The sequence below is a fragment of the Bacillus sp. JJ783 genome, assembly GCF_036963225.1.
GTDB lineage: Bacteria > Bacillota > Bacilli > Bacillales > Bacillaceae_G > Bacillus_A > Bacillus_A cereus_U.
The window spans coordinates 1-25,878 of record NZ_JBALMG010000073.1 but is presented as its reverse complement, the minus strand read 5'-3'; the positions used below and the strand labels follow the sequence as shown (position 1 = coordinate 25,878).

The following is a 25,878-nucleotide window of genomic DNA, read 5'->3' as shown; positions in this document are numbered from 1 at the left end:
GACTCCATTTTGAAAAAAGTTTGATCAAAATAGAGTCTTTCTTTGTGACTGGATGTTCAATTTTTATAAAAAAGTTTGATCAAAACACATTTAGAATTCTTTAATTGAAAAGATATAGCATCGCATCTTTCTTATAAACATCGTGATTTTATTTCATATCCATATCTTAAGTTGATGGGCATGTGACGCTACCCCTACTTGAAGGGAAATAACCTAAGTTGTTTCTATTTCTCTATTTTGTTATTCCACTATAGGGCGCTTTTCTTTAATAAGGTGGCATCTTTTTACATGGATAACACTTTTAAGAGATTGAATTTATTTAGGTGTAAAAAAATTGTGAAGTATTGTACTTAAAGTAAAGAAAGCAGTTTTAAAAGAAAGGACATAACATATTTGTTGACTTAATGAATGTAGTAATAAAAGTGGTAATAAAGAGTTTGAATGTAGTGATAAATGGGTGATAAAAACATAAAAAATAGGTGTATCAAGCAAAGTGTTGATACACCTTAAAACTACATTGTTAAACAACATGTGTTGTCGTGTAGTATATCTTATATATCTTTAATTATTTTAGATTCAGTATTACATATTCTTCTCGGTTTTGTTTATTCTATCGTTTTAATTTCATTTGAATTATAAGTATAGATACCTGATTCTTCTCGCAGCGCAGTTATATACATCCCTTTCGCCACATCTTTAGCTGAAATGGGTTTATACTTTTTGAAAGCCCCTTTAAATATAAAAGGAATAATACGAGATAACTTTTCAGCCATTCGTTCACCGAAACGAAATTCTTGTCGATTGCCTACTAATAAAGATGGCCTAAAAATGTGAATACCACCGATCACTAACTTTTGCAATTCCTCTTCCATTTTCCCTTTTACTTGTGAATAAAAGAAAAACGATTTAGGATTTGCTCCCATTGAAGACACAACAAGGAAATTTTGCACCCCTTGTTTTTCAGCTAGACAAGCTGCTCGTAACGTATATTCATAATCTACTTTTTTAAAATTCGCCTTTGTTTTTGCTTTTTTTATTGTTGTTCCTAGACAACTAAAAACATCATCTACAGCAAAAAATTCTTTATATTCCTCTAATACTGAAAAATCCACCTGTTTCTGCTGCAATTTCTCATGCTGTAATTGTAATGGTTCCCTTACAAAAATAGTAACCGAATCGTAGTAATCTGAGTCAAGTAATAGACGCGTTATTTCTTTTCCAACTAATCCACTTGCACCAAGTACTAACGCTGTTCGTTCATTCATATATATGCATACCTCTTTATTTACTTTTCTCTCCTATAGCTAATCGTCGCTAACAGGAGTTTCCGTTCCCCCATTTTACCATAAGTAAAGCACTATGCGTATGCATAGTGCTTTACTTACTCTTTTTTCTTTTCTTTTTCTTCCGCTGGCAATTTCGTAATTGTTGTAGCATCTCCTAAATTACTTATTAATCTCCTTAAAAAAATTAAAACAAAAGATAATGGCAATACTACGGCAAGTATTAATAAGATAGCCTCCATGAAGTAACCCAAGCACTCATCCCCTTTTTTTCCGCTCCCTCCCAATATATGAAAGTAACATTGTCACATATGCACCAATCATACAAATTAATACCGTTCTTTTTGACAAATTTATAACAAAATCAAATCGTAATGATTATTATTTATTGCAACTTTATTAAAGATGTATTATACTAAGTTCGCAAACTAAAACGTAATTATTCCGTTTTGTATTAAAATGATATTTTTCTTCTATAATTGGGGAAAATATATCTGTAAAAAAAGAAAAGAGGAGAACTTCATGCCTAAAAGATTGACTATATTTTCATTCTTACTTATTTTCACTTTAATTTTTGCTGGCTGCTCAAATAAAAAAGAAGATACTGCCAAGAAGGATGGAAAGCTAACTGTTTATACAACTATTTTCCCACTTGCTGATTTCGCTAAGAAAATCGGTGGTGATTATGTAAATGTAGAAGCAATTTACCCTCCTGGTGCAGATTCACATACATTTGAACCAAGTCAAAAACAAACAGTACAAGTTGCAAAAGCCGATTTATTTGTTTATAACGGCGCAGAATTAGAACCATTTGCCGAAAAAATGGAAAAATCATTAAAAAAGGAAAACGTAAAAATTGTAAATGCATCTAAAGATATCGAACTGCGTGCTTCATCTGAAGAAGAGCAGCACGATCATGGAGACGATCATAAAGAAGATGAACATCATCACGATAAAGACCCACACGTTTGGATAGATCCTACTCTTGCGATGAAACAAGCAGAAAAAATTAAAAATGCACTTGTAGAATTACAACCGGAACATAAAAAAGAGTTCGAAAAAAACTTTGCAGCACTACAAACAAAATTTACTGATTTAGATGATCAATTTAAAGCAGTTGTTGCAAATGCAAAAACGAAAGAAATATTAGTTTCACATGCAGCTTATGGCTACTGGGAACAACGATACGGTTTAAAACAAATTCCAATCGCTGGAATTTCAGCATCTGATGAACCATCCCAAAAACAGCTTGCTGACATTACAAAAACAGTAAAAGAGCACGGTCTAAAATATATTTTATTTGAAACATTCTCTACTCCAAAAGTAGCATCAGTTATTCAAAAAGAAACAGGTACAAAAATTTTACGCTTAAATCACCTTGCTACTATTTCTGAGGATGATGCAAAGAACAATAAAGATTACTTCACATTAATGGAAGAAAACGTAAATACTTTAAAAGAAGCAACAAACTAATCAACTATATTTTCTAGGCAGCTGAATATGTCATTCAGCTGCCTTTTTATGTATTCACCCTTGACTTGACCGAAATAACAAGTAAAATTATCCATATTAGCTTTTAAGCTATAATAATTTAGAAGGTGAGTTGGAACTATGAATCTTCACATTTGTGAAGTAACAGCAAATAATTGGCGTTCAGTAGCTGCTTTAAACGTAACAAAAGAACAGCAGCAATTTATTGAAAGTAATGCGTTTTCTTTAGCAGAATCATTATATGAAGAAAACGGAACGTCAGTAGGCTTATATGATGAAGAAACACTTGTTGGATATGCAATGTACGGTTGGTATTCCCAAAAGCATGAAAGCGTATGGTTAGATCGTTTTATGATTGATCAGCATTTTCAAGGAAAAGGATATGCAAAACGTTTCCTTCGTTTACTAATCCAATATTTACAACAAAAATTTGAATGTAAAATAATTTATTTAAGTTTACATCCAGACAACAAACACGCAATGGGACTATATGAGTCATTTGGATTCCGCTTAAATGGGGATATTGATGATGAGGGCCCAGTTGTAGGTGTTGTAATGGAATTACTAATAGATGAAAATACAAGCCTGTGAAAACAGGCTTGTATTTATACGTTTATCAATGTTATATTTTCTATTTTTAGTTTCTTCCCCTTATATACTTCATTTTTGCAATCTAGTATTATCTCATTGAAATGCTCATAAAAAATAAGCCTGCGATTTACGCAGACTTATTTCACACATTCTTCAAAATGTTCTTGGAACCATTCTTTATTAATATCTTTTCCGATGAAAACTACTTCACTCACTCGCTCTTCGCCCTCTTGCCACTCTCTATCGTACGAAGCAGCAAATAATGTATGCACACCTTGGAAAACAATACGTTTATCTACTCCATCAATAGATAAAATTCCTTTGTAGCGATATAAATACTCCCCTAGTTCTTGAACGACAGCTGACATCCATTCATTCAATTTTTGTAAATCTAACGGACGTTCTTCACGTAGTACAAACGATTTTACACCTTCTAGATGGTTATGTTCTGTATGAGGGTAAATTTGTAACGTATCTTTCGTTTTAAACGTTTGAATTTGTAGTAATGATGGAATATCTACCTCACAGTTAGTCGCCTCGATTAACTTTGCAGTCGGGTTAATTCCTTGAAGTTCATGCAAGAGATTTTCTTTCTCATTTTCTTCAATTAAATCTAATTTATTAACTAACACAACATCAGCAAATGCAATTTGTTCTTTTGCTTCTAGTCCCTTTTCAAAATGTTTATGTATATGGTAGCTATCTACAACTGTTACAACACCGTTTATTTGGTACGCTGATTGAATAACTGGATCTAAAAAGAAAGTTTGAATAATCGGACCCGGGTTTGCAAGACCCGTTGTTTCAATTACTAAACCATCAAAGTCCATTTTCCCTTCTGCTTTTACGTCCAGTAATTGTTTTAAAGCAACGAGTAAATCTTCACGCACAGTACAGCATAGACAACCGTTTGTCATTTCCATAATTTCTTCTTCAACGTTCATAATTAATTGATTATCGATACCAATTTGCCCTATTTCATTTACAATCACCGCTAATTTCTTACCGTGATCCTCTGATAAAATTCGATTTAATAATGTCGTTTTCCCTGATCCAAGAAAACCCGTTAATATTGTTACTGGAATCATTTCTTACCTCTCCTTATAGCTCTATGTTTCTACATTATAGCATATAGAAAAAATCGTTTTTGTAGCAAAACATATTTATTGTATGTACGACCCTGTAACTATATAATAATATGTAGCAAGAAAGCCTTTTCAAAAATATTATTCATTCATCAAGGGGGTACTTATAATGGAACGAGTTCAAATGGCCGAAACTCTAGAATTTTCTCGTATTATTCAAGGTTTTTGGCGTTTAGCAGAATGGAATATGACGAAACAAGAATTACTTTCTTTTATTGAAGAATGTATGGATATGGGGATTACTACTTTTGATCACGCTGACATTTATGGCGGGTATACGTGTGAAGGAATATTTGGAGAAGCGTTACAACTAAAGCCTTCCTTACGCGAAAACATGCAAATTGTCACAAAATGTGGAATCGCTCCCCCATCAACGAAATTTCCAGAACGATATGTTGCTCACTACAATACGAGTGCTGAACATATCATAAAGAGCGCGGAAGATTCACTAAAAAACTTACATACAGATTATATTGATGTATTGCTCATTCATCGCCCTGATCCATTTATGAATCCGAATGAAGTGGCAGAAGCGTTCTCACGCTTAAAGCAAGAAGGAAAGGTTCGTCACTTCGGTGTATCTAACTTTTTACCTTCACAATTTAATATGTTGAGTTCATATTTAGATTTCCCGCTTATTACAAATCAAATTGAAGTATCTGCGATGCAGCTTGAGCACTTTGAAAAAGGGACAATTGATTTATGCCAAGAAAAACGAATCAATCCAATGATTTGGTCACCTCTTGCTGGTGGAGAAATCTTTACTGGTCAATCAGAACGCACCGTACGTGTACGTGAAACTTTACAAAAAGTTGCAACTGAGCTAGGTGTTGATAGCATAGATACTGTTACGTATGCATGGTTACTTGCGCATCCAGCTAACATGATGCCGATTGTTGGCTCTGGCAAATTGGATCGAGTAAAAACGGCTGCGATGGCAACAAAAGTTAATTTAGACCGCCAACAATGGTTTACAATTTTCGAAAGTTCTAACGGACATCCTGTACCGTAATGTACAAAAAGAAGAGCCGTTACTTTACAGCTCTTCTTTTTCATATGTATTTCTCGTCATTGCAAATACACACATATCTCTTAATCCATTTTCATCTACCGCAACACTCGCACTTTCTAAAATCCCCTCTAATTTAAAACCTAATTTCTCAGGTATCGCTCTACTCTTCTTATTTAGAGAATCACAACGAATTTCTACCCGGTTTGCTTTCAGTTCAGTGAAAGCATACTCCGTTATACCTTTTGCCGCCTCTACCATATAGCCCTTTCCACTCCACCTTGAATCAATCCAATACCCGATTTCAAATTGAGGTATATCCCAATTAATACGATGTAATCCGGCAGATGCAATAAATTCGCCGGTTTCTTTCGAAAACACTAGTAACCTCAAATCTTCTCGCTGCAAAAATTGAATATGTGATTTTCTAATACTCTCTTCTATTTCTTCCTCTGTTTGCTCTTTTTGTGCAAAGACCATCCAAGGCTTTAATTCTTTCATCGAAGCTTGAATTGCTTCATATACAACTTTACCATCACCTGGTTTTGGCATTCTAATTAAAAGCCTTTCAGTATAAAATTCAGAAGGAAAATCGAATAACAATGGATTCAAAGTAAACACTCCCCATAATTCTTTTATATTTAATAATATCCATCTCAAGATATATAGTAAAGTTTTTTCTGAATTTTACACTTTTTACTCATTCACCTCTACTGCCACACGAACTCCGGATTCAATCGCACCTTGAATCCATCCGTGATACAGCGTTGTATGATCTCCAGCAAAGTATATTCTCCCCTCAGGTTTCACAATGACTGGCTGTAATTCAGATTCTTGACCTGCTTGAAAAAGAGCAAATCCTCCAAGTGCATATGGATCTAATGTCCAACTTTTTGATATTCCAGACATGAACTCATCATATACTTGACCACCTAATATTGTTGCTAAATTTTGTAGTGTGTAATAGATACGATCCCCTTTTGATAAACCATCCCATAGTAACGCATCATACGACCACGTATAACTCCCAAGCATAATAGCTGGTCCCTTTGAACCGATTCCATGGCTTGGATAATAAGCATAACGTATAGGAAGATCTGTTATAATTCTCCCACCTAATTGCCCTTGTTCCTCCCAAAAACGACTTTTAAATTGAATTCCTATTTTTGTAGCTGGCATATAATGCAATTCGCGAATTGTTTTCCACTTCGCATGAGATATCGAATCAAATGGATCTACTTCTACAAAGCGCATTGTTGAAAAAGGAATTGTAACAATAACTAAATCGCCAGTTATACTACTATACTCAAAAGTTTCCTCATTTCGGTAATAGGCTGTTACACTATTGGCTTGTTGATGAAGCTTCATTAATTTTTGATTATATATAATATTTTCTTCTAATTGTGGTAAAAAAGACTTTGGTAATCTATCATTCCCACCTATTATTTCGCAAAATCCACTTTCCTCTTGCATAATGTATAAAAATCGTAACGTCTCAACGAATGACCTTTCCAAAAAACCTTCTAAATCTAATAGAACACCAATCATCTCGATCGTTACCGGTGAAAAATACGTATTATATTGATAAGGATGATACTTTAAAAATTGACCTGTAGAGTATCTCCCAAAATCCTTTACTACAATATCCCAATTTTTTTCTGGATTTTTTTTAATAAAATTTATAATTGGCTGTACCGCTAATAATAATAGGTCCTCCGACGTTTTCCCCTCTTCGTTCATTTCCACCGGATACTTTAAAATACCTGGGTCCTTTTCATATTGTTTCAACGTTGTTTTCCGACCATTTACGTATATAATATCAGTCTCATTCCTATTAATAAAAGGGCTCACCTGTAGCCCAAACTTTCTTATATATGCCATCGTTAATTTGTGCGAATACGGAATTCTCATCGCTCCAACATCTAAATATAATCCGGTATCTTCCATCCTAACCGTCTCTATGCGGCCACCTACACGGTTGTTCGCTTCAAAAATCTTCACTTCATGCCCTGCTGCTTTTAATAAAGATGCCGAAACTAATCCGGCCATACCAGCCCCTACTACAATGATTTGTTTCGGACGTGTCGTCTTCTTCAATCCCTTATTTATAACTTTTAACGTTTCATCCATCTCAGTGTTATACATTATATCTTTCTGCACAATTCCACCCCTTACTTCATAAAATGGACATTAGTGGTTTAGTGCATTTTATTCATTAATCCCCCCAAACATAACACCATAGACAATTGGAATATTCACTAAAAATACATAAGGTGAAGCTCTCACATCTCTTCATGCTTCATATAATATAGCAACTACAAAGAAGGAGTGGTTGAAAATGAAACATACTTATGATTACCACGCTACAAAAAAGCATTTGGAATTAAAGAAACAACACCTATGCAAAAAACTTAGTAATATGAAATTATCTAAAGAAGAACGTGAACAAATAAAACTTGAAATTGATAACTACGAATATATATTAAACTTAGTCGAAATGAATCATTATGAACGAGGATTTTCTCGTTAAAAGCGGAGATAATATCACCCTCTTTTTTGTGTGAGCATTTCACTACGCATTTTTCGTAAGTAAATATATAATAGAATGTACATTAAGATTGAGAGGTATATTCTATGATCAAATTAAGTGTATTAGACCAATCACCTATTTCTGATGGCAGCACAGCAGCTGAAGCTTTTTCACATACAGTAACACTTGCGCAAGAAGTTGAAAAACTAGGATTTACACGTTTTTGGGTATCCGAGCACCATAATTCAGTTAGCTTAGCTGGTTCAAGTCCAGAAATACTTATTTCACATATTGCAGCGAAAACTGATTGTATTAGAGTTGGTTCTGGTGGCGTTATGCTGCCACATTATAGTCCATATAAAGTTGCCGAGAATTTCCGCGTTCTAGAAGCACTTTATCCAAACCGCATCGACCTTGGTGTCGGGAGAGCACCTGGTGGTATGCCGATAGCAACTCGCGCACTTCAAGAAGGTAAAATGGTCTCACTTGATCAATATCCAGAACAAATTGCAGATGTTGCTATGTACTTACATGATCAAGTACCAGAAAACCATCATTATGCAAATTTAAAAGCTACTCCAGTTATCCCAACATCTCCTGAAATGTGGATGCTCGGTTCTAGCGGAGAAAGTGCAATGATTGCTGCAAAGCAAGGCGCTTCTTTTGCATTTGCACAATTCATTAACGGATACGGTGGCCCTGAAGTAATGAGAGCTTATCAAGAACAATTCCAATCTTCCTATTTAGGTGATAAACCAAAATCAATCGTATCTATTTTTGTTATTTGCGGAGAAACAAACGAAGAAGCGGAGAAGATAGCATCAAGCCTTGATTTATCGATTTTACTATTAGAGCAAGGCAAACGGACTACTGGTACTCCATCTATCGAAACCGCTCGAAACTATTCGTATAGTGCTTATGATTTATTCCGCATTAAGGAAAATCGCCAACGTATGATTGTCGGTGATCCGTCTTCTGTGAAAGAAAAAATATTAAACTTAAGCAAAGCCTACAATACTGAAGAGTTTATGATTGTCACAATCACTCATCAATTTGAACATAAATTAAACTCTTATCGCCTATTGGCAGACGCTTTTAATTTATAATAGCGAAAGGGAGATACATCACATATGATGCATCTCCCTTTCTTACTACCAATCAATTGTTTTTGCTTCCTATATATTCAATAGCCTCTTTTAATAACTCATCAAAATTATGAGGATAATCATGTTTTAAGTTAGGCACAACTTTATACTTATGTTCTATATCTTTATCCTTTAATAACTTTACAAATTGCTGTGTACATTCGAAACAATCTTCATCTTGATCCCCACATATTATATATCCTTTTATGCTTTTATCATGTAATATTCCAATCATTTCTTCCCATTCTTCCATTTCCGGGAGCCACGGTGCCACAAAAATAAAACCGTTCACTTCTATTTCACCTTGCAACATGGAATGTAACGCTACTCTTGCCCCAGCAGAAAAGCCACCAATAATAATATTTCCAAATGTTTTATTCACTTTAATCTTATTGTAATGTCCTTTTAACTCTTCTCTTCCTCTTTCGATATTATCCCAAACATATCCATCTGAAAATTGAATTTGGGAAGATTGAGGCAATGCCAGCATAAAACCTTGTTCCATTACAGAGTTCCAATATGGTTCTATTATTTGTATATTTTCTTGATCCCCATGCAGTGTTATTAGTAGATTTTCATTTTGTTTGCTGTATTTATATTTCAGGTCTGCTTGTTCCGATTTCTTTGCTAATTCTTCTCTTTCTTTACAAAATTGAACCATTCTATGAAACTCTTCAAATTTATGTAGTGGTTTTAAATCATCATCGGAAATTAAATACTCACTTCCGTACCAAAATCCATTCTCTATAATGGCTTCCTTCATTAAATACATCGCTTCTTCTTCAAGTCCTGCAGCACTTGCTAACGCATATTTAAAATTATATATTTGTGCTTCATTACCCATTACATCTTTAGCGTTTTTCATTATGTAAGAATACGCCTCAAAACTTCCTTTATTTGCATAACAATCTAACGTTTCATTTAATAACTTAATATAAGTCATACTATTTTTCATATAGAAATTCCCCCGTAACTTTTTATAATAATTGTTTCTCCAATCTTCCTATCATTCTAGGGTCACGGTATAAGTAGGTGAATTCTACAATTCAACTTAACAATACCTGCTTCTCAGAATGATATTTAATAATTAATGTATGTATACGCATAATACACCACTCCTTCCTATCCACTAGTTGTAGTATAAAACTAAATAAACTGAAAAATCAATATTTCAACAAAAAAAAGACAACAATATATTATTGTTGTTCTCATAACATCTTACCCACTATTCTTTTTTTCTTATCTGGTTTACTTGAAACTAAATAATGCTTTTCTGAAATATATAAGTTTCTTTTTAATATACGATTTAAATATGGTCCTAATTTCACTCCGCATATGAGGCGATCTTCGCTATCTTCAACAATTGGGAACATTTCTTTTTCTGTTACATATTGATCTACGGCCTTTTGTACGATATCAATTTCTTTAACTAGGTTTAAATTTTCTTCTGTATGTTCAAATACTTCAAGCGTTTCCTTCGTTATCAGAAAAAAATTTGTTGGAAATGCAGGTAAATAAGGCTTTAACAAATCATAATTTACTGTGTAATCATCATTTACTAAGACTGTATAAACGATATTAGCATTCGTTTCTAGAAACTTAGCCATCGCTTGTTCTAATTCATCTTTCGTAATTTCCCTATCTTCTTTTCCAGTTCTGAAAAAGCGAAACATCGTATCGCCTCCTTTTTACTATATTATAGCATAAAAGAAAACTGAAAAATTATAAAAAACTCTATTGAAAGAATTTTTCGATAGAGTTTTTCTGTAATCAATTTATGTTTATTTTAAGAATGCACTTAACATCCATACATGTTGTTCTAATGTCGTATGAATTGCTAATAGCATATCAGCTGACGTTTCATCACCAGCTTCACCAGCTACTTCCATACCTTCTTTTAATTCTTGAATAAGTGCAGAAAAATCGTTTACTAAAGTTTGTACCATTTCTTCTGCAGACTCTTTGCTTGTCCCTTCGATTACAGTTGAAGTTGCTAAGTACTCTTTCATTGTCGCTAACGGTTTTCCTTCTAACGCTAAAATACGCTCTGCTAACTCATCAATGTACGTTCCTGCTTCATTATAAAACTCTTCAAATTTCTCATGTAATGTAAAGAAGTGTGGTCCTGTCACATACCAATGATAATTATGCAGTTTCACATATAATACATTCCAGTTTGCTACCTGCTTGTTTAATACTTCAACAACATTTGTTTTTGTACTCATACAATCCACTCCTCTTATCATGTTACTATCTTTTAATAACCTAACATCATTTTACCATACATTCCCTATTTTTCCGAATAAACAGCTTACATGTAACAAAGTTTTAACACCTTTAATATTTCCCTACTCTCATATAATTCATGTATTCTTTCAACTACTTCATATGTCTAATTGTCCAAGCTCACACATATGCATAATAGTAAGTCAAGCTCATCATAGAAGAAAGAGGGATAACATGGACAATCAACAATGGCAAGTAGCAAAGAAAGTCGCTGCTACTTATATCGGAACTGTCGTTGGAGCTGGATTTGCTACTGGACGAGAAATTGTTGAATTTTTTACAGTTAACGGATTGTACGGGACCATTGGCATATGTATAAGTGGATTTTTTTTTATTTGGCTCGGTACAAAGATGATGTTACTTTCATCACAGATCGGGGCATTTTCAGCGCAAGAATTTAACAAATATTTATTTGGGGATGTATTTGGAAATGTTGTAAATACTTTATTATTACTCGTATTATTTGGCGTAACTAGCGTTATGTTATCAGGAGCCGGGGCGGTATTTGAAGAACAACTCCGTCTCCCGAGGCAACTTGGTATTTTCATCACAGTCATCGCCTGCCTCATTATTGGGAGCCGAGGGTTACAAGGTGTTTTTGAAGTGAACACACTTGTCGTACCTATTATGATGATTTTCATTATCGGACTTGCTATTACAACCTTTATTCATGGTACAACTCCTATTATTGAAACTGTTCCTACAGAAAGTTGGAATATGAAATGGATTACTAGCCCTATTACATATGTCGCATTAAATCTTTCTCTCGCCCAAAGTGTTCTCGTCCCATTGGCCAGTGAAGTAAAAGATCGAAAAGCTATTTTATGGGGTGGCATTTTAGGAGGCGCGGGACTTTGCTTTATTTTATTATGTAGCCATTTAGCAATATTATCAGTTGATCAATTTTATCAATATAACATCCCAATGGCTGAAGTTGTAAGAAGGTTTAATGCAACTTTCCATTTTTTCTTTGTTCTTATCATTTTTGGTGAAGTATTCACAACATTAGTTGGGAATATATTCGGAATGACAAAACAAATGCAATCCATTACCGGATGGAAAAGTAATACCATTATTTACTTCATATTACTAATTAGTTATTGCTTTAGTTTCATCGGATATAGTGAATTACTTCATATTCTATACCCTATTATCGGTTGGGTGAGCATCATCTTACTACCGATTATTGCCTTTAAACAACTTCAAAAAACATGAAAAAACATCCGTGTATACGGATGTTTTTTCATGTTCATTCACAGTCTTCACATACTTCCCAGTACGGCCCCATTTCTACTGCAAGGTATGGCTTTAATTGCAAACGAATCATTCGACTTGGCATGCGTTCTAATACGAATTGAATGCCGTCTTCCTCTTCATCCAACTCAACTTTTGAAATAGCAATTCTTTGCATAGTAGTAATAGGGCTTCCATCTTTATATAAAGTGATTTTCACCTCATCATACTCATTAAAATACAATTCAACATTCATTTGCTTTTTTAACATTTCATCAACAATTTCATAATTATCATTTTGTTCCTGGATTATATATTTCCAGCCGCCTCTATCCAATTCTATCGGAGCTGCTTGGAATAATGTCATCAAATCCTCATATAGCATAAGATAACCCCTCTCTTACTAAAAAACGATGAGTATTTTATATACCCTTTATCTCTATCACTATCCATGTTTATTGTACCATATATCACGAATCTTACCGCACTCATTTGCTTTATATACACATACAAAACATATAGTATTTTCAGTTCACTCTCTATTCACTAGTACGTCCTCTTACTGATAACTTATCACTTTCCTTATTTCCTACACACTACTTATACATCTAAAAAAAAACACAAAAAAGAAGAGTAATTTATATCACTCTCCTCATAAGACTTTTCCTGTAGCTACTAATGCTAACACTATAATTAAACTGGCAAATAATAGTGATACAATTAAACTAAAAATCGGTAATATTTTCTTTTCATTCTTCTTAGATAATAACCTTAAACTAAGAATGATGTTTAATGGGACAAATATCAAATAAAGATATTTAACAANNAATTTGTAATGAACTATTTGAAAGTGTTTTAAATACAAACACTTCAATTAAAAAAACAACAAAGAATAAAATACTTAACCAAAACGAGACATAGCTAAGCCAAGAATTTCTTTTCGTTCCCCAATACACTCCCATACTGATCTCCTTTATATGTAATCTATACTATATTCATTATACACCCACTTAACAAATTCCTCTATTTTTCGACAAACATTAAATACATTGAACCTCTAATCCGTTTATCAGCTAAAAAGACTGTCTCTAATAGCACTAATGCTATTTTGAGACAGCCTCCCCTTTTTATACTTTAAATCTTTCAATTAATACTTGTAACTCTTCAGCCATTTGAGATAGTGTACCAGCTGCAGAACCAATTTCCTCCATGGAAGCTAACTGTTCCTCAGCTGATGCTGCAACACTTTGTGTACTCGTCGCATTATTTTGTGCCGTCATAGCAATTTGACCAACCGAAATAGATACTTCATTTGCACCTTTTGACATTCCATTAGCTGTTTCAACCATCGTTTTAATTTGATCAACAATTTCATTTGTAGATTGTAAAATCTCAGCAAAATTTTGTTTCGTTTCATTTGCAATAACAAGTCCAGATTGAACTTCTTCATTTACATGACCCATAGATTTTACTGTCTTACTCATATCATCTTGTATTTCACAAATTAATTTACTAATTTCACTTGATGATACACTAGATTGTTCTGCTAATTTTCGTACTTCATCAGCAACGATTGCAAAGCCTCTTCCATGCTCACCAGCTCTTGCAGCCTCAATTGCTGCATTTAACGCTAGAAGATTTGTCTGATCTGCAATATTTTGAATGACTTCTAAAATATCACCAATTTGCTTTGATTTGTTATTCAACAACTGAATAACAGCATCTGACTGTGAAACAGATTCCGCAATAGATTGCATTTGATTTACTGTTTTTCCAACTAGCTTTCCGCCATCTTCTGCTTTTTCGCGAGTGTGAGCAGAAGCAGTATTAATAGATGATGAGCTATTTGCTACATGCTGAATTCCTTCTGTTACATCAAACAGTAACATAGCACCATTTTCTACGCTTGCTGTTTGCGTCGTTGCACCACTTGATATTTCATCCATTGCTGATGTAATTTGTTCAGTCGCTTCACTCGCTTGTCTCACACTTGCTGTTAACTCTTCAGATGCAGCTGCAACATGCCCTGCTGAAGTATTAATTCTTCCAATTAATGTACGTAGTGAATGAGTCATCTCATTAAAACCTTTAGCAAGTTGTCCAATTTCATCATTTGAATGTATTTGAATCGTTTGAGTTAAGTCCCCTTCACTTATTTCTTTAGAAGTGACAACTAATTGTTTTAAAGGTTTGGTAATAGAAAGTGTCACGAAATAAATAAGCGCTCCGCCTACAACTAATGAAATAAACATTACAATTAACATATTATAAAATACAGGCTGAGCAGCTTCAATTACTTCATTTGAGTACATCGTTCCACCGATTTTCCATCCTGTTTTTAAGTTTGTAGCAAATACCATTTTCTTTTCACTACCGTCATACGTGTATGAAAAAGTGCCCTGATTATCTTCGTAAATTTTCTTTGCCCAAGAATCAGCTGCCTTGTCACCTGATTTTTCTTGAGGGTGAGCAATTATTTTTTGTTTTCCATCTAAAATGAAAGCATAGCCTTTTTTACCAATATTGATTAACTTTGTTGTTTTCAATAAATTCTCTAAACTTAAATCTACCGCAACAACACCATTTTTATCTTCTGTTTGTTTCGCAATCGTTACGACAATATGTCCATTTCCTTTCGCCTTATACGGTTCAGTGACCACGATTCCACCTTGTTTACTCACTGCATCTTTATACCAAGAGCGGGTTGTTGGATCATAATCTGCTGCCATTTGTATATTTGGTTCTTGCACAAACTTCTTATCATTACCGGCAACATATACTTGTTCAATATCTTTATTCAAATTAATATATTGAGATAACAGCTTTCTTAATTCATCTTGATTATCTCCTTGATACATATCACTATGAATCACTCGTGCAAAGTTATTTACTTCGTTAAATTTCGCCTCAATCATTTGATTGATTAAATTATCTAATATTTTTATATTATCGTGAGCACTACTCGTAATTTGTGATTCAAAATTCTTTTTAGCCGTTTGATAAGACATGCCCCCAATAATAGAGACAGCTGCAATTAAAATTATCAAAAATGAAATTAATAGCTTTTTTGCTACTTTTATATCTCGAAACCACCTTAACAGTTTACTCATTATAAACCTCCTACATTTAAATATTAAGTTTTAAAGATAAATAACCAATTATGAATATATCCCATTCCCTATCCTCTATTTTTACAATTCGTTTTTGATAAACACCTTGTAAAGTTTAAACAAATATTTCCCCTTTGTCTATATATATGAATAATATTATTATAAAATTTACAAATACAAAAAACCAAAGGAATAGTCCTTTGGTTTTTTACATTTTTTTATGTTGCTTAGAAATCTTCTTCCACTTATCACGCTCAGCTCTTGCGAGAATAGCATCTTGTTTTCTCATAAAATACGCCAATTCTCTTTGCAATTTTTTATAGCTTTGCAAACGATTTATCGTCATTAGCCCGTTATCAATTGCTTTATGCACTGCGCATCCTGGTTCATTCTCATGTTTACAATCTCGGAAGCGGCATGTTTTTGCAAGTTCTTCAATATCAGAAAATGTTGTTTGAATTGCATTGCTTCCTTCCCAAAGCTGCAACTCCCTCATGCCAGGAGTATCAATGACTAAGCCCCCACTCGGTAGTTGGAACAGCTCACGATGAGTTGTCGTATGCCGCCCTTTACTATCTTCCTCACGTATATCTCCCGTTTTCGCTATCTCAATTCCTACGAGTGCATTTAACAAAGTAGATTTTCCAACCCCCGATGAGCCGACTAAAGCAATTGTTTTTCCTGAAGCAACAAATTGTTGTAACGAGTCAATACCTGTATGCTCTAAACTATCGACGACGAAGATCGGAACACCAATTGCAACAGCTTCCGTTTCTACGATTTTTTGTTCCACATCTTCACATAAACTACTTTTTGTTAAAACAATAACAGGCATTGCACCACTTTCATACGCTAATAGTAAATAACGCTCCAGCCTTCTTACGTTAAAATCATGGTTAAGTGCATTCACTAAAAATAAATAATCTACATTTGCTGCAATAATTTGTTCTTCAGTTCTATTACCAGCTTCTTGTCTTGAAAAAGAACTTCTTCTCGAAAAAATACGATGAATGATTGCCTTTTGCTCATTTTCTATTTTCTTTATATACACCCAATCACCAACCGCTGGGTAATCTCCTTTCGTTACCGCTTCATGCCGAAACTTCCCAGACAGTTCTGCCATATATTCACCATCATTACAAATAATCCGATATATATGCTTATGTTCAAGTAAAATACGTCCTACTTCATAGTTCTCAACAGCTTGTTCTTCAAAAAAAGAATCCCAGCCGAACGATTCTAAAATATTTTGATTCAAATTGATATCCTCCCTAGTTTATAACCTAAGTGGAAGGATAGTGCGCTCACTTATATAGTATCGCCCTTTCCATCCACCTTTGTATTTGGTTTATTATTCATATAAGTTAATTTCGCCATAATACATCACCCCGTTCTAATTTTAATTACTCTCATTATATGGAATATCCCGTTAAAAAGCCACTTTATTTAACGTAATTTTCAAATAACTTATTTTTCAGCATTTTAATTTGTCCGCGATGACTAATTTCATCTTCTAGCACGTGAAACCAAAGGTAGTGCTGATTATATGCTACACCATTAGGCCACTTTCTTTCTGACATTAGCCATTCATCATCCCGTTGTCTCAAATACTCTAATGTTTCTTCTCGAACTTTCTGTAAAAGTTGTACATAATACTGTATTTCATAACCACGGATAGATCTCCCCGCTTCCCCTAAATACAGTGCATCTTCCCATACTTCTAATTCTTCTTTTGTAAAATCACGATTTTGAAAAGAAATAAACTGATGGACTTTTTCTATAGCCGCTATATGCTTCAGTAAAGCACCAATTGAATTCTCACCACTCGGCATTATTAAATCCAATTGCTCCACTACTAAATCATCTATTTCCTGTAATGTTACTGCCCGGGTATGCTCCATCATACTTACAAGTTCACCTATATTTTTTGTATAACCATCTACACTTCTTATTCGATAATCTATATACATTTCACGCACCCCTTTCTGAATTCATATTAGTGAAAAAATGCTTCATATAATAGACTGAAATATATCAGATTTTTCTGTTATAATTAAATTAAACAAGCAAATAGCCAGAACAAATTTTCTCAATATGCTGATATAAAATTAAAAAAGGAATATATATTTAATAAACGAATCTTATTCACTAAAAGGAGTGGATTCGATGGAAATGTATCAATGGCTAACTGCTGTTCTTGTTGGTGGCGTTACTGGCTTCGTTTCCCATCTGATCAATAACCAAGGCAAGTTATTGCTTCCACGCCGTTTAAAAACGTTTTTCCACTTTGGTTTTTTAACCGATATATTTACCGGTAGCCTAGCTGCACTTCTTGGACTTGTTTTATTCGATGTCACCTTAATTAAAGAAATAATAAAAGTATCTATTGTAACCGCTATTTCAGGCCAAACATTTTTACTTCATCAAGCTCTAGGTGGTGAACAGGCTAAAAATACGCAAATTGGGAAAGCTGATGAGAAAATTCAAGAAATTGACAAATTATTACGACGTTAATCTATACTTTCTTTAAAAATTATTGTTATAATGAAAAACAAACATTTTCTATTGCGTCGTTTGTCAGAGGAAAGGGTGTTTCGTATGACAAAAAAGAAAATAGAAGATTTCTTAACAAACTCCGAAAAAGAGGAACTGCTAGAAAACTATAAATGTTTACGAGAAGCCCGCACAAAAAGCGAAGCTAACTTTTTTGGTGAAGCAGTAGACCATCTATTAAATAAAGTGAAAAAACGAATTACTGAAGAAGCAGGCATACATGATGAAAATGCAGCAACTGTGCAATCAAAGAGAAAAGCACTGTTTTAGCTAAAACAGTGCTTTTTATTACGGCATTTTCACATTACTTTCACATCTATTTCACAAATATACGTACTCCAGTATGGTAAGCTAAGTATATCCTTTTCCAAGGAACTATATGCCGATATATAAATCCCTATCTCTGTAGGGATTTTTTATTTTTTTTAAGAAAAGAAGCTCAGCGTTAAAACACTCACATCTTCCCTTCTAATCTTCTAATATAGATTCAATTTGTTTCATATCCTGTTCATTCAATAAAACATCCACCGCTCTTACACTTTCTCTTATTTGCGCTGCTCGCTTCCCGCCAGGAATAACAGTATCAATTCCTTCTTTATTTAATAACCATGCTAACGCTAAATGCTTTAGTAAAGCACCAATTGAATTCTCACCACTCGGCATTATTAAATCCAATTGCTCCACTGCTAAATCATCTATTTCCTGCAATCTTACTTTACTATATACAGCCGGGTGCTATAAATTAGCTACAAAACCATTTACACAAAAAAATTTATGATCCCGCCAATTCCTGTTTCATCAATCAGGAATACATGCGCTTAATTCTTTTTTACTTTATTTTTGTACTGGACCCTTTTGACACTTTAAGGATTTGATTACATTTTATACACATCATTAATATAGGGCCGCCCACCTGTTTCAATTCCTGTAGTTGCTTATGCTCACACTTCCCCACATTATTACCTCCCTTATCATATAAATAGATAATTTTGTAATCACCGTAAAACTACCAGGTCCCTTCCTTTTCTGCTTCAAATATTTCCTTTTACCATTCTCTATTTCCCTCTGGCCATTCCTAATTTAAAGTCTGAATAAAACGTTTAAACGCCGATATCCCTGCTTCGTCTCTTTTAAAAACACCAGCATCTTCAAGCGCCTGTACAAATTTCCGTCCCACTTCTTCTCTTACAATATCCTGTACATTTTGTTCATTTATCTGATTGCTATATTTGGTTTTTAATTGTTCTGTCCACCGTATATGATACGATGGAATATCACTTGGAATATCAAGTAAGAATTTTTCCACTTCCTGAAGCTCTGTTTTTAAACGGGCAGGAAGTACAGCTAACCCCATTACTTCAATCAGGCCGATATTTTCCTTTTTAATATGCTGTACTTCCCCATGAGGGTGGAAAATACCCAGCGGATGTTCTTCACTTGTGCAATTGTTTCGCAAAACAAGATCCAATTCGTACATACCATCCCGGTGGCGTGCAATCGGCGTAATCGTATTATGTGGAATTTCATTCGTAAATGCCAATATATTAACAGAAGGGTCACTATATCCCTTCCACCTCTCTAATATGTACTCCCCTGCATTTACTACTTGTTCTATATCGTTACTTCTTAAGCGAATAACTGACATAGGCCATTTAATAATAGAACATTGCATTTCTGGAAAGTTGGTTATTTCAAAAATTAGGTCGTTTGATGCATTAGCCATAGCAAATTCATAGTTTCCACCTTGATAGTGGTCATGTGTTAGAATAGATCCTCCTACAATTGGCAAATCTGCATTAGAACCAAGGAAATAATGTGGGAATTTTTCTACAAATTTTAACAAACGTAAAAATGTTTGACGGTCAATTTTCATATCACGGTGTTCTGAAGACAATACAATACAGTGTTCATTGAAATATATATACGGAGAATACTGTAGAAACCAGCTTTCATCTGTAAGATTCATACGAATCATACGATGATTCGAGCGTGCTGGATGTCCAATTCTCCCTCTATATCCTTCATTCTCAATACAGAGTAAACATTTTGGATAATTTGTACTTTCCAATACTCTCTCTCTAGCAATTTGTTTCGGGTCTTTTTCCGGTTTTGATAAATTAATCGTTATATCAATGGGTCCATATTCCGTATTTACTTTATAATTTATATTTTTGGAAATTTGCTTCATTTGGATATAGTTGCTGTTTTTACTTAACTCATAGAAGTAATTTGTCGCAGCCTTCGGATTTTGTTCGTATTTTTCATAAAATAGAGAATTGATAACGGACGGTTTGGACATAAAAACATCCATAATTGCACTTGCTAAAATCTCCTTCTCGTCCATTACTGCCTCAATGACTTTATGCATACAAGCATATTCAATTAACTCTTCCAATAACTCCGAAATTGCTTTCTTTGCGGGCGCTGACGCTTCCACTACAAAGTCATCTAAACGAAGTAAGGAAAGGATTTGATTCCTTGTATATATTTCATCTTCTTTTTCAATCAATTGAACTTCAATAGCACGATCAATTAACTGCTGGATAGCTTGATATATCATCAGTATATACCTCCTCTAACCTTATAGCGGTTTTCGTTGTTACGATGCAAGTTCTATGTACCTTTTATAATTTTATGAACAGACGTATGGGATAACCACCATTCTAATATACGTTTTGCTTTCTCCGAAGAAGCTATTAGCATACTTGAATCGCCCGTTTAGTAAGCTATTTTGTTACATTATACGTATGTAAAAACACTTCTACAATCAACATCTTGTCGTATTTTTTAGACATCTTGCTTTTCACTTTTAACAACTCACTAAAAACATACAAAGGAACATTTTTAAAAAATCAGTTTCCCATGATTCAATGAACACAATGAGGCCTATCTCCTCTGAGATAGGCCTCTAATTTCCGATATTACACGAACTATAAAACTACCTTTATCTTAATTCGAGGTTTTTATCTCTGTGTCTCTCCCCCTGAAGTCACCTTTTCAATACGTAAATTATCTAAAATAAACGTACCTGCTCCAGTATCCCCGTTTAAATTCGTTCCATCACTGAAAATTCCAACATAAGTTTGACCGTTCTCAGAACCTGTCACAGTAAACTCTGCTGTTTTTGTGTCAGTAGATGCAGTAAGAGTGTTATTCACACTCAATCCCTTTGCACTCGCAATGTCTCGAACATCAATTTCTTGATCCCCTGAAATAAAGCGGAATGCATTTGCTGTTGTTTGATAGTCAAATGATACTTTATAAGTTACACCAGGTTCAAAACGATAATTTTGAGGAATAGTACGGTACAGCAAACCTTTATTTCCAGTGTTCACTTTTACGGACCAATTCCCACCTAATACATCATCGACTAATTTTTTACCTGCCCAGCCTTTTTGCGTATATGGGGCATGCAGTTCAGACAGATGAATTCTGTTGTCTTCTACCCCTTCTGTGTTACCAATAACGAATGGGTAAATACCTTGTACTACCGTTTCAAAATCTTGTTTAAATTCCATTGGTGAGACATGATTTTTCAAGGACTTTTGAACGATCCGAATATCATCAAATTTTGTGTTTCCTTTTCCGGAATCACGGCTGAGAGTTAATTTAGCTTTATTAGTTACAGCTGTAAAGCTTACTTGCATGATTTGCATTTTGCTATTGTATCCATCATTTGAGGCATGTGAATCTGCCTTAACATAGTTCTTTTGCAGGCTGCGAAGTGTGTAATTGTTAACGTCTTCTTTCCCACCTGTTACTGTAATTCCGGCCTTTACATCACTATTGTTTTCAACATATACCTCTGCTACATAATCTTTACCTGGTTCCAAACCAGTAAGGACACGTGAAACAGTTGTATCTTTTGACGGACTATCAATATTCAAGTAGTAATCTCCACTACTTACATTACGGTTGCTTCCAGTTTGATTCGTTCTAACGGCGCTTACAGCTTTGTTATCCCCCTCAATAGTTGTATATGCACTTACTTTTCCTGTATTGAATCCTGCGTCATATATATGAGCACCCTTGCTCCAATCATAGTCAAGAATTTCCAAACCTTTATCTCTTTTTGGTACAACAACATAAGGAGTTGCCGCACTAGCTGTCAAAGTTACCTTATTATTTACGACCTTGACTTCTTTCATATCTGCTCTACCGCGATCTGTCAGTTTGTATACATAAACACTAGATGCATCTTTATATTCATCTGGAAGTGTCCAAGTAGTTGTACCACCTTCCAAATTCCAGTGATATAGTTTTTCAGAATTAGAAGTTGGGTTTTTAAAGTCTTGTTTCACCCAAGGAATTAAATAAGTGTGTCCATCAAGTACAACGTTTCCATTTAGTGTAATAACACGTTCCCTAGAATTGTCTTTTCTAGTTACATCGACAACATCCCCATTACTTGGGTCTTTCAATTTTATTTCCTTTTCTAAGTTTGTCTTGCTTTTATCCCCTTCTACAGCTGTCCAATTCGTTACATAATATTTTTGTAAGAATTTAGTAGGTAGATTCGTATCAAATGTCATGCGAATAAAATTATCAAAATTCTTATCAGATTGCCACCCTTCGAAACCAGCTAATTCAAATCCACCAAGCAATGGATGATCAGCAGTTCCGCCTACTTCAGGCCAATTCAAAACCCAAGAATCTCTTTGGTGATTGCTAATAAAGCGTAGTACTTCTGAGTTGATACCTTTGCTTTCCGGTCCACCGTAGTTTTTATCGGTAGCCCAGTGTTGCCACGTTGAATAATTGGCCATAGAACCACCAAATTCCGTTGTTAGTCTCCAGCCCCTATCTTTAAATTGATCTGCTATTCTATTTGATTCCCATTGATTTTGATACCATACATCTAAATAAATAAAGTCAAGATCTGAAACAGCAGCTTTCAATTCATCTAGTCTTTTCGCACGCGCTCCAGTATACAAATCTTTTAATTTATTAATTGTATAAGATTGATCTAGCCATCCCCATCCTAAAGAATTTGGACGATCAATAAAATCATTGTTGAAAGCTTTCGCTTCAGGATAAACTTCTTGCGCATTGATATGGACACCAAATTGGGTGTTATACTTACGCCCCTCTTTAATAAGCGTATCCAAATCTTTAACGCCACCCATACGCTCACCTACATTACCGTAATCCGGATGACCACTGTCATGTCCTTCGTTTGCATATCCTTTTAATAAAACAGCCTGCCCCAATTCATCTGTAGCAAGAGCAACCTTTTTAATATTATCTGCTGTTTTTAAGAATGGTTGTTGTGCTTGTGATCCGAAATTCATTGCAATACGCATTCCAACATTATTGTTTACATCTTGATATCCTTTAATGTCTTGCATAATATCACGGTATGCAATTGCCGCATCCTGCCAATCTGTCTTATTATCAGTATTCAAATCTTTAGCGATAGCTATTTTAATAGTTGGCTTATTTTTTTGTGGTTCTGACATAAAATCTCTTTGGTAATAGAGTGCACTAGAACCTATCCCCATTGCCTTAGAACCATTTTTATTTACATATCGATTTGCAACTAAGTTTTTATAGCCATCCACTTCTGAACTGGACCATACACCCGCACTCAATTCGTCAGTTGACAAAAATGCAGTATAATTTTTAGTAGATGTACCTATTTCTCCCATGGAAGAATCTACACTTACATCCACATCTCCTGATTTCCTAACATCAGTACTTATATTCGTTAATTTAGCTTTTGCACCTTTTTGCTCCGAATTTACTGAGATAACGTTCATATCAGCAAACTCAACTGTTTCAATTTTTGCACTACCATTATTTTTAATTTCATCGAAACTATAAATAACTTTATTATCATTTACTTTCAAAGATACTTTAAATACAGCATCAAGATTTTTTATTTCATCCGCAACTTTTAATGTATATAGCACTTCACTATCACTTAACTTTTCAAAGCTTACTTTAGGATAGTATAGTGCACCATTTACTTTCAATCCGTAAACAGGTGATTCTTGCCCATTCATTACTTTATCGCCAACTTTGTATTTCACAACTCGCGGGAATACTTGGTCAATAGTGACATCCATATACTTTGACTTTAATGTATCTTCTACTGGTGTGGTATCTGGAGGTTTTGGCGCACTATATTCCTTGATTTTGATATTAGAAATCGTAATATCGGCAGCTCCTCGGCTTTTTTCAAACCCAAGTCCCCCCGCTTGATCTACACCACCTGTTAAAGTCCAAGAATCTACCTTTTTACCATCAATGTATAACGTTGCAACATCGTCCATGAATACTAAACGTAAATGGTATGTTTGTTTTGCTTTTAACGGCACATTTGAAGTCATCGACGTCCAATTGTTTATAGGTCCAAATGTTTCACCAAAATACTGATCGTTCGTATCCCCTGTTCCCACATAAGTGTATGCAGATGCATTTTGAACACGATAGATTAATCCAAAGCGATTCATCTTATCAGTATTAGTAGTAACATCCGCTTCAAAAACACCATTTTTAATCGCTTTCATTTGGTTATATACAATTCGATTCTTTTGGGTAGATGTAACACCGAAAGTTGCTGAACCATCTTCATTATAAGTAACTTTTCCGTCTCCTGAAATAATTTTAAAGTCGCCTTCTTCTAATTTATTATCCGTAATGTCGACAAGTTTTTCATCTCCAGGATCCGTGCCTCCATCCCCAGGCGCATTTCCTAATTCAATGAGTACTTGACTTTTTTTATCTCCAAAAGCACCGAGTTTAACTGCTTCCTTACCTGTAAGGAGGTTATTTACATCATTAGGTAACGTAACTGGTCCAAATAAATCTTTTCCATCTAATGTAATATTCAAAGTGGTTGCGTTATAATCAATTTTTATGGAATGTGAGGTCCCAGCCTCTGGAAGTGGAACATTCGGTCTCGTTTTTAACCAATCACCTTTTCCTTGATATTTGTATTCATAGAACCATCCAAGTGAGTCGTAGCCTACAAAAACAAAATTATTATTGTCAATATAATGAGGATAGAAACCAAATCTAGTATCTTCTCCCTTGGTTTCTGGAGTAAAGGTATACGCCATCGTTCCCGATTCTTTAGCGATTTTATTTTGTTCTTGAAAAATTGCAGCTTTAGCCCCATTATCATTTCCGGCACCTGCTCCAAGCCTTACATAGGACTTCCCATTTTGTTCTATTATTGCATTAATTTCGTTTCCTCCAGATGAAATTGTAACCCATGGATTAGACACATTTGCTCCTACATGTAATGGCACAATCATGCTAACTAAAAATGTCGGCACAATTAGCACAAGTGCAAGAAGGGTATTAAAAGCTCTCTTGAAATGCTTACTCTCCAATTCTTCTCCCCCTTTGAAATTTAAATTTCAGTTAAAAACAATACCTGCACATTCATTTTTAAAATATACCAAAACCTGAAAGGTACCGCTTTCACTTACGTTTAGAATAGTTTTTTTCAAGTGCCGACTCAATAAAGATATTGTTTCTTTTTTTAGTTATAT

The 25,878-nt window shown here is 34.4% G+C and carries 22 protein-coding genes and 2 pseudogenes; 8 read left to right on the top strand and 16 right to left on the bottom strand.

Annotated features, from left to right (window positions below; genetic code table 11):
- Nucleotides 1-605 precede the first annotated feature (605 nt).
- Both V7038_RS16250 and V7038_RS16245 read right to left on the bottom strand, forming a co-directional pair.
- Nucleotides 606-1,265 carry an oxidoreductase gene (locus tag V7038_RS16250; protein WP_199661317.1) on the bottom strand — a complete coding sequence of 220 codons (660 nt, stop codon included), beginning with the start codon at nt 1,263-1,265 and terminating at the stop codon, nt 606-608.
- 116 nt (nt 1,266-1,381) lie between these two features.
- Complete coding sequence (locus V7038_RS16245; RefSeq protein ID WP_157383767.1) at nt 1,382-1,537, bottom strand: hypothetical protein; 156 nt, start codon at nt 1,535-1,537, stop codon at nt 1,382-1,384.
- A gap of 268 nt (nt 1,538-1,805) precedes the next feature.
- Here V7038_RS16245 and V7038_RS16240 point away from each other — a divergent pair, with 268 nt between their 5' ends.
- Nucleotides 1,806-2,756: a metal ABC transporter substrate-binding protein gene (locus V7038_RS16240; protein ID WP_199661318.1), complete on the top strand. Its 951-nt coding sequence runs from the start codon at nt 1,806-1,808 to the stop codon at nt 2,754-2,756.
- Nucleotides 2,757-2,894: 138 nt separating this feature from the next.
- Nucleotides 2,895-3,365, top strand: a complete 471-nt coding sequence (locus V7038_RS16235; protein ID WP_002158206.1) for a GNAT family N-acetyltransferase — start codon at nt 2,895-2,897, stop codon at nt 3,363-3,365.
- A 137-nt stretch (nt 3,366-3,502) separates the two neighbouring features.
- Here V7038_RS16235 and V7038_RS16230 read toward each other — a convergent pair whose 3' ends face one another.
- Nucleotides 3,503-4,453 carry a CobW family GTP-binding protein gene (locus tag V7038_RS16230; RefSeq protein WP_002158207.1) on the bottom strand — a complete coding sequence of 317 codons (951 nt, stop codon included), beginning with the start codon at nt 4,451-4,453 and terminating at the stop codon, nt 3,503-3,505.
- A gap of 166 nt (nt 4,454-4,619) precedes the next feature.
- Between V7038_RS16230 and V7038_RS16225 the strand changes: the two genes are divergently transcribed.
- Nucleotides 4,620-5,522 carry an aldo/keto reductase gene (locus tag V7038_RS16225; protein ID WP_002202286.1) on the top strand — a complete coding sequence of 301 codons (903 nt, stop codon included), beginning with the start codon at nt 4,620-4,622 and terminating at the stop codon, nt 5,520-5,522.
- A 24-nt stretch (nt 5,523-5,546) separates the two neighbouring features.
- Here V7038_RS16225 and V7038_RS16220 read toward each other — a convergent pair whose 3' ends face one another.
- Together V7038_RS16220 and V7038_RS16215 are read right to left on the bottom strand one after the other, a co-directional pair.
- The gene (locus V7038_RS16220; protein ID WP_002200781.1) at nt 5,547-6,131 is read right to left on the bottom strand and encodes a GNAT family N-acetyltransferase; all 585 of its coding nucleotides are present in this window, start codon (nt 6,129-6,131) and stop codon (nt 5,547-5,549) included.
- Nucleotides 6,132-6,215: 84 nt separating this feature from the next.
- On the bottom strand, nt 6,216-7,679 hold the full coding sequence (locus tag V7038_RS16215; RefSeq protein WP_199661319.1) for a flavin monoamine oxidase family protein: 1,464 nt from the start codon (nt 7,677-7,679) through the stop codon (nt 6,216-6,218).
- Between the two features lie 178 nt (nt 7,680-7,857).
- Here V7038_RS16215 and V7038_RS16210 point away from each other — a divergent pair, with 178 nt between their 5' ends.
- Both V7038_RS16210 and V7038_RS16205 read left to right on the top strand, forming a co-directional pair.
- Nucleotides 7,858-8,049: a DUF3896 family protein gene (locus V7038_RS16210; protein WP_199661320.1), complete on the top strand. Its 192-nt coding sequence runs from the start codon at nt 7,858-7,860 to the stop codon at nt 8,047-8,049.
- 104 nt (nt 8,050-8,153) lie between these two features.
- Entirely contained in the window at nt 8,154-9,155 is a 1,002-nt protein-coding gene (locus tag V7038_RS16205; protein WP_335470920.1) for an LLM class flavin-dependent oxidoreductase, read from the top strand.
- 52 nt (nt 9,156-9,207) lie between these two features.
- Here V7038_RS16205 and V7038_RS16200 read toward each other — a convergent pair whose 3' ends face one another.
- From V7038_RS16200 to V7038_RS16190, 3 genes are all read right to left on the bottom strand, one after another.
- Nucleotides 9,208-10,149 (bottom strand): alpha/beta hydrolase, encoded by a 942-nt coding sequence (locus V7038_RS16200; protein ID WP_199661322.1) that lies wholly within the window; start codon nt 10,147-10,149, stop codon nt 9,208-9,210.
- Between the two features lie 253 nt (nt 10,150-10,402).
- A complete protein-coding gene (locus V7038_RS16195) occupies nt 10,403-10,867 on the bottom strand; it encodes a DUF3939 domain-containing protein (protein ID WP_002158214.1) in 465 nt (154 codons plus the stop codon).
- 108 nt (nt 10,868-10,975) lie between these two features.
- Nucleotides 10,976-11,419 carry a Dps family protein gene (locus V7038_RS16190; RefSeq protein ID WP_002200786.1) on the bottom strand — a complete coding sequence of 148 codons (444 nt, stop codon included), beginning with the start codon at nt 11,417-11,419 and terminating at the stop codon, nt 10,976-10,978.
- A gap of 235 nt (nt 11,420-11,654) precedes the next feature.
- On the opposite strand from V7038_RS16190, the gene V7038_RS16185 reads away from it, so the two are divergent.
- Nucleotides 11,655-12,695 (top strand): YkvI family membrane protein, encoded by a 1,041-nt coding sequence (locus V7038_RS16185; protein ID WP_199661323.1) that lies wholly within the window; start codon nt 11,655-11,657, stop codon nt 12,693-12,695.
- A gap of 34 nt (nt 12,696-12,729) precedes the next feature.
- Here V7038_RS16185 and V7038_RS16180 read toward each other — a convergent pair whose 3' ends face one another.
- From V7038_RS16180 to V7038_RS16160, 5 genes and pseudogenes are all read right to left on the bottom strand, one after another.
- The gene (locus V7038_RS16180) at nt 12,730-13,098 is read right to left on the bottom strand and encodes a DUF3979 family protein (protein ID WP_002086098.1); all 369 of its coding nucleotides are present in this window, start codon (nt 13,096-13,098) and stop codon (nt 12,730-12,732) included.
- A gap of 267 nt (nt 13,099-13,365) precedes the next feature.
- Nucleotides 13,366-13,675 (bottom strand): annotated as a pseudogene (locus V7038_RS16175) (hypothetical protein).
- Between the two features lie 165 nt (nt 13,676-13,840).
- Nucleotides 13,841-15,823, bottom strand: coding sequence for a methyl-accepting chemotaxis protein (locus V7038_RS16170; RefSeq protein WP_199661324.1), 1,983 nt, complete (start codon nt 15,821-15,823; stop codon nt 13,841-13,843).
- Nucleotides 15,824-16,031: 208 nt separating this feature from the next.
- Nucleotides 16,032-17,081: a ribosome small subunit-dependent GTPase A gene (rsgA, locus tag V7038_RS16165; RefSeq protein ID WP_002202295.1), complete on the bottom strand. Its 1,050-nt coding sequence runs from the start codon at nt 17,079-17,081 to the stop codon at nt 16,032-16,034.
- A 184-nt stretch (nt 17,082-17,265) separates the two neighbouring features.
- On the bottom strand, nt 17,266-17,793 hold the full coding sequence (locus V7038_RS16160) for a DinB family protein (RefSeq protein ID WP_335470916.1): 528 nt from the start codon (nt 17,791-17,793) through the stop codon (nt 17,266-17,268).
- Between the two features lie 196 nt (nt 17,794-17,989).
- Between V7038_RS16160 and V7038_RS16155 the strand changes: the two genes are divergently transcribed.
- Complete coding sequence (locus V7038_RS16155; RefSeq protein WP_002202297.1) at nt 17,990-18,337, top strand: DUF4257 domain-containing protein; 348 nt, start codon at nt 17,990-17,992, stop codon at nt 18,335-18,337.
- Between the two features lie 84 nt (nt 18,338-18,421).
- A complete protein-coding gene (locus V7038_RS16150) occupies nt 18,422-18,646 on the top strand; it encodes a hypothetical protein (protein ID WP_002200793.1) in 225 nt (74 codons plus the stop codon).
- Between the two features lie 198 nt (nt 18,647-18,844).
- Here the strand turns inward: V7038_RS16150 and V7038_RS16145 are convergent.
- From V7038_RS16145 to V7038_RS16135, 3 genes and pseudogenes are all read right to left on the bottom strand, one after another.
- A pseudogene (locus tag V7038_RS16145) lies at nt 18,845-19,006 on the bottom strand (aldo/keto reductase); the annotation flags it as partial.
- 445 nt (nt 19,007-19,451) lie between these two features.
- Entirely contained in the window at nt 19,452-20,936 is a 1,485-nt protein-coding gene (gene galT, locus V7038_RS16140; protein WP_070139173.1) for a UDP-glucose--hexose-1-phosphate uridylyltransferase, read from the bottom strand.
- 403 nt (nt 20,937-21,339) lie between these two features.
- On the bottom strand, nt 21,340-25,716 hold the full coding sequence (locus tag V7038_RS16135) for an endo-alpha-N-acetylgalactosaminidase family protein (RefSeq protein WP_335470913.1): 4,377 nt from the start codon (nt 25,714-25,716) through the stop codon (nt 21,340-21,342).
- Nucleotides 25,717-25,878: the final 162 nt, after the last annotated feature.